The organism is Fretibacterium fastidiosum, assembly GCF_964642095.1.
Taxonomy (GTDB): Bacteria; Synergistota; Synergistia; order Synergistales; family Aminobacteriaceae; genus Fretibacterium; species Fretibacterium fastidiosum.
In genome coordinates this window covers 2,835,580-2,849,698 of record NZ_OZ209244.1, presented here as the reverse complement: position 1 = coordinate 2,849,698, position 14,119 = coordinate 2,835,580, and the positions used below count along the sequence as shown (strand labels likewise).

11 protein-coding genes and 1 riboswitch are annotated in these 14,119 nt (G+C 66.6%); of the genes, 9 read left to right on the top strand and 2 right to left on the bottom strand.

The window, feature by feature from the left end; genetic code table 11:
- Positions 1-213 precede the first annotated feature (213 nt).
- Together ACK28C_RS12735 and ACK28C_RS12730 are read left to right on the top strand one after the other, a co-directional pair.
- Positions 214-1,404: a CapA family protein gene (locus ACK28C_RS12735; RefSeq protein ID WP_409152284.1), complete on the top strand. Its 1,191-nt coding sequence runs from the start codon at positions 214-216 to the stop codon at positions 1,402-1,404.
- 12 nt (positions 1,405-1,416) lie between these two features.
- Positions 1,417-3,297, top strand: coding sequence for a WG repeat-containing protein (locus ACK28C_RS12730; RefSeq protein WP_015556173.1), 1,881 nt, complete (start codon positions 1,417-1,419; stop codon positions 3,295-3,297).
- Positions 3,298-3,637: 340 nt separating this feature from the next.
- On the opposite strand, the gene ACK28C_RS12725 is transcribed toward ACK28C_RS12730, so the two are convergent.
- Positions 3,638-4,981 (bottom strand): FAD-dependent oxidoreductase, encoded by a 1,344-nt coding sequence (locus ACK28C_RS12725; RefSeq protein WP_409152283.1) that lies wholly within the window; start codon positions 4,979-4,981, stop codon positions 3,638-3,640.
- A gap of 967 nt (positions 4,982-5,948) precedes the next feature.
- Between ACK28C_RS12725 and ACK28C_RS12720 the strand changes: the two genes are divergently transcribed.
- From ACK28C_RS12720 to ACK28C_RS12700, 5 genes are all read left to right on the top strand, one after another.
- Positions 5,949-6,881, top strand: coding sequence for an ABC transporter substrate-binding protein (locus ACK28C_RS12720; RefSeq protein WP_015556530.1), 933 nt, complete (start codon positions 5,949-5,951; stop codon positions 6,879-6,881).
- 21 nt (positions 6,882-6,902) lie between these two features.
- The gene (locus ACK28C_RS12715; RefSeq protein ID WP_409152282.1) at positions 6,903-7,694 is read left to right on the top strand and encodes an ABC transporter ATP-binding protein; all 792 of its coding nucleotides are present in this window, start codon (positions 6,903-6,905) and stop codon (positions 7,692-7,694) included.
- On the top strand, positions 7,691-8,677 hold the full coding sequence (locus tag ACK28C_RS12710; RefSeq protein ID WP_015556529.1) for an iron ABC transporter permease: 987 nt from the start codon (positions 7,691-7,693) through the stop codon (positions 8,675-8,677). The genes ACK28C_RS12715 and ACK28C_RS12710 overlap by 4 nt, the downstream gene beginning before the upstream one ends.
- A gap of 216 nt (positions 8,678-8,893) precedes the next feature.
- Positions 8,894-9,517, top strand: coding sequence for a MotA/TolQ/ExbB proton channel family protein (locus ACK28C_RS12705; RefSeq protein ID WP_015556528.1), 624 nt, complete (start codon positions 8,894-8,896; stop codon positions 9,515-9,517).
- Positions 9,514-9,906 carry a biopolymer transporter ExbD gene (locus tag ACK28C_RS12700; protein WP_015556527.1) on the top strand — a complete coding sequence of 131 codons (393 nt, stop codon included), beginning with the start codon at positions 9,514-9,516 and terminating at the stop codon, positions 9,904-9,906. Before ACK28C_RS12705 ends, ACK28C_RS12700 begins: the two co-directional genes overlap by 4 nt.
- Positions 9,907-9,914: 8 nt before the next feature.
- Here the strand turns inward: ACK28C_RS12700 and ACK28C_RS12695 are convergent, their stop codons facing one another.
- Positions 9,915-10,262 carry a hypothetical protein gene (locus tag ACK28C_RS12695; RefSeq protein ID WP_409152281.1) on the bottom strand — a complete coding sequence of 116 codons (348 nt, stop codon included), beginning with the start codon at positions 10,260-10,262 and terminating at the stop codon, positions 9,915-9,917.
- Positions 10,263-10,280: 18 nt separating this feature from the next.
- Between ACK28C_RS12695 and ACK28C_RS12690 the strand changes: the two genes are divergently transcribed.
- Both ACK28C_RS12690 and ACK28C_RS12685 read left to right on the top strand, forming a co-directional pair.
- Positions 10,281-10,688, top strand: a complete 408-nt coding sequence (locus tag ACK28C_RS12690; RefSeq protein ID WP_409152280.1) for an energy transducer TonB — start codon at positions 10,281-10,283, stop codon at positions 10,686-10,688.
- A gap of 804 nt (positions 10,689-11,492) precedes the next feature.
- A riboswitch (cobalamin riboswitch) is annotated at positions 11,493-11,666 on the top strand.
- Between the two features lie 108 nt (positions 11,667-11,774).
- A complete protein-coding gene (locus tag ACK28C_RS12685) occupies positions 11,775-13,760 on the top strand; it encodes a TonB-dependent siderophore receptor (RefSeq protein WP_015556526.1) in 1,986 nt (661 codons plus the stop codon).
- The last annotated feature ends 359 nt before the right edge of the window (positions 13,761-14,119 follow it).

Here is a 14,119-nt window from a genome sequence, read left to right as displayed (position 1 = left end):
GTTCCCGCCTCCTCGCTAAACGTCCTCTCACTGCCTGACTATATTATACAATTTGCCCGTTGCATTTTTCGCTTCCCCTAAGGGGAGGTGCCACCGAAGGCGGCGGAGGGGTTGCCTCTCGCGACGAACAACATCGGGCGTGCTGCGCGTTATGAGGTAGAATAGAACAGGAAGTGGAACGACCTTTTTAAATTTAAGGAGGTTCTCTGCGAAATGTTCCGGACCCTTAAGATGCGCGGCGTCCTTGGAGCGGCGGCCCTGCTCCTGTCCCTGGCAGCCTCCGGGGCGCAGGCGGCGCCGGTTCGCGCGCGGGTGCTCTTCATCGGCGACATCATGGCGCACATCCAGCAGATCGACGCGGCGGAGCGCAGCGACCCGAAGAGGGGCAGAACCTGGGACTTCGCCCCGCAGTTCCACCGCGTGAAGCCCCTGCTGGCCGGGGCTTTTGTCGTGGGCAACCTGGAGACGACCTTTGCCGGCGAGTCCCGCGGCTACGCCGGGTACCCCTCGTTCAACACCCCGGATTCCCTGACGGAGGCGCTGAAGGGACTTGAGATCGACCTGGTGACCCTGGCGAACAACCACATCCTGGACCGGGGTGCCTCGGGCGCGCGGCGCACGGCGGAGGTCCTGGACGGAGCGGGCATCGCCTGGACGGGGCTCGGCACGGGGGAGGTGCTGGCGAACGACGCCCTCCTGCTGGAGCGGGAGGGGCTTCGCTGGGCCTTCGTCAACTGGACCTACGGCAGCAACCGAAGCCCTGCCTCGAAGGACGTCCACCTCAACGTCATCTCGGAGCCCGCCGTCGCCGCGGGCATGGCGCGGGCGCGGGCGCTGAGTGCGGACGTCGTCGTGGCGTGCTTCCACTGGGGGGACGAGTACCATCTCTCGCCGAACGCGCGCCAGCGGCAGGCGGCGGATCAGGCCCTGGCGGGGGGGGCCGACCTGGTGATCGGGACGCACCCCCACGTCCTTCAGCCTGTGGAGGTGCGCGTCGGAGAGGACGGCGCGGCCCGGGCGATCGCCTGGTCACTGGGGAACTTCGTCTCGTTCCAGCGCACGCTGCCCCGCGAGCGGACCTGCATCCTCTCCGCGGAGTTCGAGAGGGAGGACGACGGCCGCACGCGCCTGACGCGGCTTGCGGCGGCTCCTCTGCAGGTCCTCCTCATGCCCTCCGGCAGGCGCGTCCGCCGCACGGAGGTGACCTATGCCGGGACGGGAAGGGCCTTCAACCACTTTGGGCTCTCGAAGGAGGGCGTGGCGCGGCTCCAGCGCGCGGGGCACGCCGTCCTGGACTTCCTGGGAGCGCAGGAGGAGACGGACGAGTGGGGCTTCTACACGCTCTGGAGCGAAGCGTCCCCCGACGTCCTGCCGACCCCGCGGCGGACCTCCCCCTCGAACTAGCGTCCGGATGCCATGCGGAGGACAAGACGCCTCCACGCCGCCTTCGCCCTGCTGGCCGCCCTGCTGACGTTCTGCGGCGAGGCCGGGGCCGCGCGGATCGACTGGTTCCTGCAGCCGGTCTGGGATCGCGCCTCCCGCTTCAGCGAGGGGTTGGCCGCCGTGTGTTCGGGCGGGCGCTGGGGGTTCATCGACCCGGCGGGAAGGTGGGCGGTGGAGCCCCGCTATGAGGATGCCCAGCCCTTCCGCGGCGGACTGGCCGCTGTCCTGCTGGATGGGCGATGGGGCTTCCTGGACCTCAAGGGGCGCCTCGCGGTCAAGCCCGCCTTCGCCGCCGCGTCCTCCTTCAGCGAGGGGCTGGCGGCCGTTCGGGCCGGCGACAAGTGGGGCTATGTCGACCGCAGGGGGACGATGGCCATCGCCGCAAGCTTCGACCTGGCGGGGGACTTCTATCAGGGGCGAGCCGCGGTCACCAGCGGCGGGCGCTGCTTCTTCCTGGACCCGAAGGGCGTTCGGGTGGGGAGCCTGGACTTCGACGCGGCCTGGCCCTTCGTGGAGGACCGCGCTGCCGTCGTGGTGGACGGGAGGATGGGCTTCATCGACCGGGAGGGGCGCATGGCGGTTCCGCCGCGGTACGATCCCCCGGTGGGAGGCCGGGTGTTCAGCAGCGGCCTGGCGGGCGTGGAAATCCAGGGGCTGTGGGGCTACATCGACCTCAACGGGAGCTGGTTCGTCGAGCCCTTCTGCGAGGGGGTGGGGGACTTCAGCGACGGCCTGGGGCCGGTGCGCCGCGGCGGGCGCTGGGGGTTCGTCTCCCTGTCCGGCGAGCTTGCGATCCCCTACGCCTTCGAGGACGTGATGCCCTTCTCCGAGGGTGTGGCCAGCGCGGCCGTCGGCGGTCGCTGGGGCTACATCGACCGTCTGGGCTCCTGGATGGCGGACCCGGTGTTCCTGGAGGCGTGGCCCTTCAGCGAGGGCCTGGCGCCGGTGCGCAGCGCTCTGAACGGGCGGTGGGGGTACGTGGGGCGCAACGTCGCCCCCCTCTTTGGGGGACGCGCCTTCGACGGGGCGGAACCTTTTTCGGAAGGGTTCGCCCTCGTGGCGTTGGCGGGGCGAAGGTTCTTCATCGACGAGGAGGGGCGGGACGCTTTCGACGCCGCGTTCGCGGACGCCCGGAGCTTTTCGGACGGCCTGGCCGCCGTCGTGGCAGGGGGCTGGTGGGGCTACATCGACCGGCAGGGACGGACGGCGATCCCGCCGCAATTCGAGGCCGCGGGCGCCTTCCACGACGGGCTGGCCCCCGTCCGCGCCAAGGGGAAGTGGGGGTACATCGATCGGCGCGGCCGGTGGGTCGTCAAGGCCGCCTACGACGCGGCGTGGCCCTTCAGCGAGGGGCTGGCCGCCGTCAGGAAGGGCCGATCGCTGGGTTACATCGACGCGGCGGGCCGGACGACGATCCCCTTCAAGCTCACTCCACCCGGCGACGGTGCGGAAGCCGGGCCCTTCAGCGAGGGGCTGGCCGCCGTCCTGAGCGGGGGCCGGACGGCCTTCATGGACAGGGGCGGCAGGGTCGTGATCAAGGGCGCCTTTAAGGCCTGGCGCGGCGCGGCGCCGCGCTTCCGGTCGGGCATCGCTGCGGTGGAGGACGGGAACGGACGGGAGTTCTTCATCAACCGTGAGGGGGACGACGTCGGCGCAAGGGGCTTCGCGGCCGCCGAGAAGGGAGCCGCGACGCTCGTCCGGCCCTATCGTGCCCCTTCGGGGCTCTTTGGGTATCGGCGTTCCGACGGCGTGATCCTGGTCCCCCCGTTCCTGGAGCGCGCGGGGGAGTTTCAGGACGGACGCGCCCCCGTCTCCCTGGGCGGCCGATGGTGGTACATCCCCCAGCCCAGATAGCGTTGTCGCCGGGAGGCACGTTGATCCAAAGGACAAGCACCGTGGAATTCGCGCCGCGGCGGCCCGAACGCTGCGATGAGAGGGTGCAGGTCAGCCCTCTTCGTCCTGTTTTTCCTGTCCGCCGCAGTCCTCGTCGTCGCGCCGCGTTTTTCTGCAACCTCGCCACGTAAAGCCTGCCCTCCACACTCGCAAGCGCTTCACAAACGTGGCGTGCAAACGGCAATCGAAAATCGAATGAAACGCACAAAAGCGCCCTGAAAAATCGAGGCGCTTTTGTTGTATCCCTTATGCGTTTGAGGATTTTTTCTGTTCTTTTTTCTTCTTTCGGCATTCCGCGTCCTCAAACCGGCGGCAGGGCCTGAAGCGCCACCGAGTTGAGGTAGTTCCACGGTTTGTTGTAGTGCGGCTGGAAGAAAAAGTCCGTAAAGGCCAGATCCTCCACCGTCATTTCGTTCTGGATGCAGACGGACAGCGTGTTGATCGACTGGGTGAGGTCCTCCTTCGAGCGCACCTGCGCCCCCAGGATACGCATCGTCTTCCGGTCGTAGACCAGCTTGAGGTAGAAGGGCTCCGTGGTGGGCATGAACTCCGGCCGGTAGTTGTCCTTCAGGACGGAGACCGCGTAGTCGATCCCCAGCTCCCTGGCCACCAGCTCGGTCAGCCCCGTGCTGGCGATGTTCCACTCGTAAATCTTGATGCCGGAGGTCCCCTGAGTGCCCCGATGCCTGGTCGTGGGCGCTTTGAGGTTCCGCGCGGCGAGCGTCCCCATACGGACGGCGTTGGTGGCCAGCGGGATGTAGCCGTACTGCCGGGAGGCGTTGTTGTAGACCGCGCAGCAGTCCCCGGCCGCGAAGATGTCGGGGTGCGAGGTGCGCATGTACTCGTCCACCCGGATGGCCCCGTTGGGAAGCATCTCCAGCTTGCCCTTGAAGAGCGCCGTCAGGGGGCGGAAGCCCACGCACAGGATCGCCAGGTCCGCGTCGAACTCCCCATCCGTCGTGACGACCTTGGCCACCTTTCCGTGCCCGTCGTCCACGAACTTCTTGACGGTCCGGCCGAAGGCCAGCGTCACGCCCTTCTCGACGTAAAGCTTCTCGATCACGTCGATCACGTCGGGGTCCAGGTAGCGCGGCAGCACCTGGGACATCTGGTCGATGAAGGTCACGGACTTGCCCTGGGTCTCGAAGGCCTCCACCAGCTCCGTGCCGATGTATCCCGCGCCGATGATCGCGACCTTGCGTGCGGACGCGCACCGCTTCACGATCTCCATGGCGTGCGTGTAATTCTTGCAAAGCATCACATTCTCCAGCTTCGCGTTCTCGATGGGCGGCTCGACGGGCCAGGAACCCGCCGTGACGATCAGCTTGTCGTAGGTATCCTCGAACTCCCTGCCCGATCTCAGGTCGCGGACCTTCAATTTTTTCCCCGCCAGGTCGACCTCCGTGACCTCGTGCTCCATGCGGGTCGTGACGCCGAGCTCCGCAAGCTTCTCCGGCGAGCAGTAGAACAGACCGGCGGGGTCCTTCACCAACCCCTGAACGTGCAGCGCGATGCCGCACGACAGGAAGGAAATATTGTCGTTCCTCTCATAGACCGTGACCTGCGCGTCCTTGTGCAGCGCCACGGTGTTCAACACCGCCGCCGTGCCGGCGTGCGTGCAGCCCAAAACCACAACCTTCATCATCCGTTCCTCCTCCGGGTGTGTTTTTCAGATTTTTTTATTGTACAGTTATGTCCTGTGGCTGTAAAGTGCTGTAAAGTAAGGAAGGAGGACCCAAATCCAAAGGGTGCGACGGCTTTACTGAGGGTCAAGCCAGTCGTCGTTTGTGGGCGAGACGCGGAAGATCTGCGCCCGGCCCCACCCCTCCACGAAGGTTTTGGCTCCCCTGAAAGGGGGGCTGCCCCGTAAGGGGCTGGGGGGTTGTTGGGGGCGTGAGAAGCGACCCCTCCGGCCCTTCAGGCCACCTCCCCTTGCAGGGGAGGCAAAAAGAAGGGCGCGTTTTCAGGCCCCCGGTTTATTAGGCTCCCCTGGAAGGGGAGCTGGCGAGCCCTGCAAGGGCGAGACTGAGGGGTTGTTTTGGCCCCGCAGGGGCTGGGACTGACGGCCCGTGAGCGTCAGCGAACGGCTGCCGGAAGGCTCCCCGAAGTGGGGGACTGACGGCCCGTGATCGATAGCGAACGGCAGCCGGAAGGCTCCCCGAAGGGGAGGGGGGTAGGGACGGCGAGTGTTTTTCATAAGACGCGCCTGTCTGACATTCCCCGCCAACGCCTCCACAAGGCAATCCATTGCCTTGCTTCGGCACAGCCGACCAACGCAGCGCTGCAATCGCTGACGCGATTGCATAAGCTGCGTCGTCTGGCCGAGCTGCGGAAGTCCCCCGGACTTCCTTTGCCCTCAGCCGACCGACACGACGCCGACCGCCTATCGGCGTCCGTAAGTCGTGTCGTCTGGCTGCCCTCCGGCCCTTCGGACCACCTCCCCTCGTGCTGCGCGTTATGAGGTAGAATAGAACAGGAAGTGGAACGACCTTTAATTTAAGGTGGGGCGTAAGGCTGCCTGCGACACGGCGTGGTCCTTCAGCGAGGGGCTGCCGCTGTCCTGAACGGGGGCAGAGCGGACGTCCCCGGCAAAAATCGAGGGAGGGGATTTCATGTTCCTGACGCGCGTTCGTCGGCATTTTTGCGTTGCCCTGTCGTTGTTGCTCCTGTTTGCTGCCGCTGCGGCAGCCGCTCCGGCCCGAATCGTCTCCCTGTCGCCGGTCGGGACGGAGATTCTTTTTGACCTTGGATTGGAGGACCGCATCGCCGGGGTCACGGAGTTCTGCGACTACCCGCCGGAGGCGAAGCTGAAGCCGAAGGCCGGGGGCTTCACGGAGGTCAACCTGGAGAGCCTGGTCGTCATGAGCGCGGACCTTCTGGTGCTTCAGGACCTTCACCGTCAGGAGCTGGCTCCCAAGCTGGAGGCCCTGGGCATCCCCTACTACATTTTGAGCCAGGAGTCGACGGAGGACATCTGCAGGGGAATCCTGGAGCTGGGAGAGCTCTGTGGGGTGCAGGACCGGGCCGAGGCCAGGGTGGCAGAGATTCGGAGCCGTCTGGACGCACTGGCGTCCCGGCTGAAGGACCTCCCCCGACCGAGGGTGCTGCTCTCCGTTTCACGGGAGCTCACGCTGGACTATCTTGAGACCCTCTACGTTGCGGGGCCGTCCGGCAACTTCTATAACGAACTGATTCGAATGGCCGGCGGAGTCAACGCCGTGGAGGAAGGCCCCTCCTACGTGAAGATATCCCAGGAGGGGGTCCTGAAGATCGACCCGGAGGTCATCCTCGACCTGGTGGGCGATCAGTCCTATTACCATGCCCCCGACGCGGCCGACCCCGACAGGGTGTTCAGCTCCGAACACCTCATGGCGCCGTGGCTGCGTCTCTCAGACGTCAGGGCCGTTCGGGAGGGCAGGGTCCACATCCTGAGGGGGACCTTCCTCCTCCGTCCGGGGCCTCGAATCCCTCAGATCGTCGAGGCCTTCGCGCGCTGCATCCATCCCGGGGCATTGTCCGATGACCAGGCCCCTGCGGCCCGCTAGTTCCTCCTTAGCCCTGCCTCGATGAATCCGCCGCTCTTCGAGGTCCGCGGCCTCACTTTGACGCTGGGAGGCCGGCGTATTCTGGACGGGCTCAACTTTTCGGTCCGACGGGGGGACTTCGTGGCGATCGTAGGGCCTAATGGAGCGGGCAAGAGCAGCCTGCTGCGCTGCCTCGGCGGGCTCTGCCGGAGCTTCTCCGGGGTGGTGCTCCTCGAGGGGCGTCCGGTCGTCTCCCTGTCGGCCAGGGCGATCGCCCGACGCATCGCCTGGGTCCACCAGAGCGGGGAAGGGGATTGGAGCTTCACAGTGGAGGAGTTCGTCCGGATGTCGCGGTTCCCCTGGCGGGACGCCTTCTCCGGCTGGACGCGGGAGGACGAGCGGGCCGTGAGCGAGGCGCTCTACGTGGCTGGAGCGGAAGCGTTTGCCCCGCGTCCCATGGGCGCGTTGAGCGGTGGCGAGCGTCAACGGGCCTTCATCGCCGCGGCCCTGGCGCAGGGGACGGACGTGCTCTTTCTGGACGAGCCGCTGAACTCCCTGGATTATCTGCATCAGGCGGAGATCCTGGAGTTGATGGAGCGGATCGGCGGGGAGCGGGACGTTACGATCCTGATGGTCACCCACGACGTCAACGCTGCCCTCTCCGCGGCGGGCCGCGTGCTGGCGCTCCGGGACGGAAAAATATGCCATGAGGGGCCGAGCCGGGATTTTTGGGACGCGTCCATCCTGGGGGAGGTCTTCGGGACGGATTTTCACTCCTTTTTGGGGGCGGGGCAGACGATCCCCTTCGTCGCCCCGGCCCGGATGCTGCGATGAGAGGACGCAGGTCAGCCCTCTTCGTCCTGTTCTCCCTGTCCGCCGCAGTCCTCGTCGTCGCGCCCCTGGTGGGGATGCACGCGCTCTCCTGGCGGGACATCTGGCCGGGAGAAGGGCAGGGGCACAGGATATTCTGGGAGCTTCGGCTGCCGAGGGTCTGTCTGGCCTGGGTGACGGGGGCCACACTCGGCGTCTGCGGCGCGGTGTTCCAGGCCCTGTTCCGGAACCCCCTGGCCTCGCCGGACATGCTGGGGGTCTCGACCGGGGCGGCCTTCGGCGCCGTGCTCTCCATCCGGCTGGGGCTGACCGTCTCCCTCCTTTCTGGGCAGTCCGGGCTCTCCGTTCCGGCCTTTTTGGGGGCGGGGGTGGCGACGATCGTGGTCTGCGCCGCCGGGTCCTGGAGGCGCAGGAGCACGTCTTCTCTGCTCCTGTCCGGCATCGCCGTCAGCTTTCTCTTCAGCAGCCTCACGCTGATCGTTCAGTATACGGGCAACTATGTGGACACCTTCAGGATGGCGCGCTGGACCATGGGCAGCGTTCAGGCGGTGGGTTTTGGAACGCTGTGGACCACACTGCCTGCGTTGCTGTTTATCCTTGCGGTGGCCGTGTTTTGTGCGCCGGAGCTGGACCTCTTCCTCTGTGGGGAGGAACTGGCCGAGAGTCGCGGCGTGTCCGTGAAGCGATTGAGGATCGGGTTGTTCGTCGGGGTCTCTCTGGCCGTGGCTGCCAGTGTGTCGGCGTGCGGCCCCGTCGGGTTCATCGGGCTCATGGGGCCCCATATCTGTCGCCGTCTCGTCGGCCCCGTCCATCGGACGCTCGTCGTCGCCTCGGCGCTGTTCGGAGGGGCGTTTCTGGTGGCGTGCGACACCGCTGCCCGAACGCTCTGGGCTCCTGCAGAAATCCCCGTCGGTGTCCTCACTTCCTGCATGGGAGCCTCTTTCTTCCTGTGGCTCCTGCTGAGACGTGAACGGCATGAAAGGTGATTTCGGCCCCCCTTCCAGGGGAGGCGAAAGCAAGTGGCGCATTGGCCCCCCTGCAAGGGGGGCTGCCCCGGAGGGGCTGGGGGGTGTTGCTGAGCGTGAAGGATAACCCCTCCGCCGCCTTTGGCGGCACCTCCCCTTTCAGGGGAGGCGAAAGGCCCCTTTGTAAGGGGGGCGTGGGACGATTGGATTCTCCAGGGGATTTTCGGAGGTGGACTTATGCTGGAGTATATGCGGGCCGGTGGCGGCATCATGTGGATCATCGCCCTGCTCTCGTTCGTCGCGTTGGCCGTCGTCCTGGAGAGGCTTTTCTTCTTCACCCGCAGCCGGACGGACCCTGGAAGGCTGGAGGTCGGGCTGGGCCGGGCTTTGCGTGACGGGGACCTGCAAACCGCCCTGGCCCTTGCCGAAGCGGGAAACAGCTCACTCCATCGGCTCTTTGCAGCGGTGTTCTCGTGTTGGGAGCTGCCGGACGAGACCGTGAGGCTCTTGGCCGAGCGTCGGATTCGGCGGGAGCTCTACCGATGGGAGCGGCATCTGCCAGTGCTGGAGGTAACGGCCCGTGTGGCGCCGCTTCTGGGGTTGCTGGGCACCGTGCTGGGCATGGTGGAGATGTTCCGGTCGCTCCACCAGGGTGGGGCCGTCGACGCGATCGCCGTGACCGGGGGAATCTGGAAGGCGCTCTTCACCACCGTTGCGGGGCTGGTTGCCGCGATCCCGATGGTGCTAGCCCACAGTCTGCTTCAGGGGGCCGTCGATTCCCAGGCGGAGACGCTGGAGCGCGGGGTGGACTTTCTGCTTCGCGAGCGCGCCGTCCGTGAAGCGGGGCGTCCCGAGTCATGAGGACTCGGCCCCGCAGGAAGGTGGACCTGGACATCACTCCCCTGATCGACGTGCTCTTCATGCTCATCATCTTCTTCGTCCTGACGACGAGCTTCGTGCAGGGGCGGGTGGAGGTGGACCTGCCCCGGGGGGAGGGAACTCCGCCGAGGGAGGACAGGACCTTGCTGGTCTCGGTGAAAGCGGACGGCACGGTCCTCTGGGACGGGACCCCGGCTGCGAGTGCGGACGTGCCCACCCTGGCGGCCCGCGCCGTGGCCGAGAGCCGGGACGTCCTGCTGGCGGGCGACCGTGCGGCTCCCTACGGGGCGGTCGCGGAGCTCCTGGAGCTCCTTCGGCACGAGGGGCTGGACCGCGCGGGCCTGGCCCTTCGGGGCGTCGCAGTGCCATGAGTCGCTGCTCAGATATCCGTCGGTGGGCGCTTCCCGCAGCCCTCAGCTTGGCCTTCCACGCGGTGCTCTTTCTCCTTCCCATCGGCCTGAACGTCACCGAGTCCCGTCCCGCCATGAGGCTCACCCTGCTCCGGCCGGCGCGCGTCCCTGGCCCGCCCCACCCGGTCGGGGGCGGCGACCGGGGGAACGAGGTGTGGACCGATCTTCTGTCCCCGCCATCCGCCCCGCTCCGGAAGGACGAACCCAAAAGAGAGATCGATCCACGGAGAAAAACTGCCCCTGCGAAAAAAACGCAACAGAGCCCCAAACCGCAGCGCAAACCAGTTCCCAAAGCGAAGCTCGAACCCCAGCCTCAACCCGTTGCCAACCCCGCGGTGCGTGAAGCGCCAAGCGAGGCCCCGACCGTAGTGCGGGGTCGGGCCCCTCTGCCGAACGCCGGAGGCTCCGGCCTCGGAGGCGGGCGGAGCGGCACTGTGGGGAGCGGCGAGGGCACGTCCTCCGGTCCGGGGGCCGAGACGGGCCCCGTGGACGTGGGGACGCTCAGGATTCTCTCCAGGACGCCGCCGGAGTACCCGCTCTTCTCGCGCAAACGTCGGGAGGAGGGGCGTCTGACGATCCTCATCACCATCCAGTCGGGGCGCGTGACCGACGCGCAGGTGGAGCACGGGAGCGGGTACCCCCGGCTGGACGAGGCCGCGCTGCGCGCGGTGCGGACCTGGCGGTTCGACCACCCCGGACGGATACGCGCCCGGGTGCCCGTCAGCTTTCGCCTGGAGCGTTGAGGGCGGCGGAGGGGTTCGGCCAGACGACCGGCCTCACGCAAGCCGATCTTTCGGGAGGATTGCGGCGGCCGGTCGGTCGGCTGAGGGCGAAGGAAGTCCGGGGGACTTCCGCAGCTCGGCCAGACGACCGGCCTCACGCAAGCCGATCTTTCGGGAGGATTGCGGCGGCCGGTCGGTCGGCTGAGGGCGAAGGAAGTCCGGGGGACTTCCGCAGCTCGGCCAGACGACCGGCCTCACACAAGCCGATCTTTCGGGAGGATTGCGGCGGCCGGTCGGTCGGCTGAGGGCGAAGCAAGGCAATGGATTGCCTTGTGGAGGCGTTGGCGGGGAATGTCAGACAGGCACGTCTTAGGAAAAACACTCGCCGCCCCTAGGCTCCTCCCTTGGGGGAGCCTAATAAACCGGGGGCCTGAAAACGCGCCGCTTCTTTTCGCCTCCCCTGAAAGGGGAGGTGGTTCGCGTCAGCGAACCGGAGGGGTTGTTTCTCAGGCTCAACACCCCCCAGCCCCTTCGGGGCAGCCCCCCTTGCAGGGGGGCCAAAACTTTGCCTCCCCTAAAAGGGGAGGTGGCCCGAAGGGCCGGAGGGGTTGATCCTCAGGTTCAACAACAACCCCTCCCCTTCGGGGAGCCTTCCGGCAGCCGTTCGCTGACGCTCACGGGCCGTCAGTCCCAGCCCCTGCGGGGCAGCTCTCCCCTTCGGGGAGGCTTTTCTTAAAATTAAACGCAAATTGGTATCGGCATTTCCACTTTATAGAAGAATTACATCGTCTTTTTGCGGTATAATACTATTGCGATTTGCACATGAATCTTCACGTGGAGTTCGGCGCAGGGAATCCGGTGCGAATCCGGAACGGCCCCGCCACTGTGAGCGCGACGAAACCGATGGATGCCATTGTTCTCCGGCTGTGGCCGGGACGAGAAGGCTCGGGAGTAGGAGGACCGCAAGCCAGGAGACCTGCCGAACGTCCGTTTTGCCGAACGCCTCGGGGGACGGGTGTCGGCAATGTGTTTCTGGAGTCGGGTATGTGGGAGGAGTCCTCGAGGGGCTCCTCCTGTTGTCTAAATGGAGAGAGGAGATGCGCGCCGATGAAGGTCGGACCCCCTTCCCCTGCCTTTGTCCTTTTGCTCTTTGCGCTTACCCCCGTTTTCGTGCTGGGGGCCGTGGGTCCTGCCCTGGGGACGACGGAGCTCCCCGAGGAGCGGGTCGTCGCTCCCCCCGTGGAGGACGAGGACAAGCTGCTCCTCTCCCCCGGATCGGTGACGGTGGTGCGCCCCCAGGAGATGAAGGGGGAGCAGAAGAACCTTCCGGAGCTCCTGAAGCAGGTTCCGGGCCTCCACGTCGTGGAGACCAAGGGGCGCGGGGCCTATACGGTGGCCTCCATCCGCGGCAGCAGCGCCGCGCAGGTGGCGGTCTACGTGGACGGGGTCCTGATGAACCTGGGCAGCGAGGCGGCGGTGGACCTCTCCACGATCCCCGTCGAGAACGTCGAGCGCATCGAGGTCTACCGCGGCTACATTCCCTCCCGGTTCGGAGGGGCCTCCATGGGCGGCGTCATCAACATCGTCACGAAGAAGCCCGAAAAGTCCGGCGGGACCCTCTCGCTTGGAGCGGGCTCCTGGGGACGGGCACGGGCCGGCCTGGCCTGGGACGCACCGCTTGGCGGCGGCAGCCTGTTTCTGGGCCTCAACCACGACCGCACCGACGGCGATTTCAGATATCCCAACGACAACAACACTCCCTACACTCCGACCGACGACTACGAGGCGGATCGCGAGAACAACCGTTATGCAAACACGGACGTGCTGCTGAAGTGGAACGACGACCACTGGCGCGTCGAGGGCGGCTGGAAACGGAACGACCGCGCGCTGCCTTACCCGGCCCCCGGAGCGGACAAGCCGGAGAGCCCGCGGGGCGCGGACTTCCGCGTCGATCAGTGGAACGTGGTCCTGGCGCGGCGCCAGACCTGGGGCGACCTGGAATGGGGGTTCCGCGCGGAGTACCTGGGGCAGAGCAAGAGGTACGACGATCCCGCGGACACGATCGGGGGCTGGGGCGAGCAGCACAACCGCTACGACACGGACCGCCTGAGCTTCGCCCTGGACGGCGCGCTGCCCGTCGGGGACCACCACCTGCTGGAGTTCCTCTGGAACTACTACGACGAGACCCTGAACACGGACGGGGACGTCGTGAAGAAGATGCGCGGATTTCGGGAGCACAACCGCTACAGTTGGAACGCCCAGGTCCAGGACACCATCGGGCTGGGCAGAGGGGACGACCTCTGGCTGACCCCGGTGGTACGCTGGAACGCCGCCGACGGCCGCACGGAGTTCTCGTGGGGGGCGGCGCTGGACTGGAGGATGAGCCGGGAGTGGACCCTGAAACTGACGGGCGGCACGTACAACCGGGCCCCGAACCTCTACGAGCTCTACGGGGACGGGGCGTTCGTCATCCCCAACCCCAGCCTGAGGTGGGAGAGCGGGACGCAGTGGGACGTCGGGTTGGCCTGGAAGGGGCAGCTGTGGGGCGGGGAGGCCACGGCGGAGTTGACGGCCTTCGGCCGCCACTCGGACGACCTGATCGACTACCTGATGACCAACCCCCGGTTTGCCCAGTACGTGAACATCGGAAAGGCCAGGGTGATCGGGACGGAGCTGGAGGTGAGTGCGGAGTGGGCGAAGTGGGCCCTCTACCTGGCCGCCACCTGGATGGACCCGAAGAACGAGACGCCGGGCTACATGGACGGTGACCCTCTGGCGAACCGGCCCGAGTGGGAGGGGCTGCTGAGGGCGACCCGGAAGTGGGAGCGGTCCTCGGCCTTTGCGGAGCTGCGCTACGTGGGCAGGAACTACTACGACATGCAGGGCGAGGTGGGCTGGACGGACCTGCTGACCGCCGGGCTGGGCGTCCGCTGGCAGCCCAAGGAGAACCTGAAGCTGGTTCTGGGGGTGGACGACCTCTTCGACAAGGGGCCGGACCTGAAGCTCTTTGCGGTGGGGACGGGGCCGGAGCGCATGTTGTGGTACCCGCTCCAGGGCCGGACGTTCTACGTCTCGCTGATCTGGACGTTCTAGCAGACGACCAGCTTTCCGCGGCCGTCAGGCTGCGATGCTGTGTCGGTCGCTATCTCGCCAACGCAACAGTTTGCGTTGGCGAGGCGCAGACGACAACCCCTCCGCCTCACTTTCGTTCGGCACCTCCCCTTTCAGGGGAGGCAAAAAGAAGAGGCGCGCTTTAGGCCCCCGGTTTATTAGGCTCCCCTGGAAGGGGAGCTTGCGAGCCCCAGCGGGGCGAGCCTGAGGGGTTGTTGATGGGTGAGAGAGCAACCCCTCCGGCCCTTTGGGCCACCTCCCCTTTCAGGGGAGGCTTTAGGCCCCCCTGCAAGGGGGGCTGCTGAGCGGTAGCGAAGCTGGGGGGTGTTGTTGAACGTGAA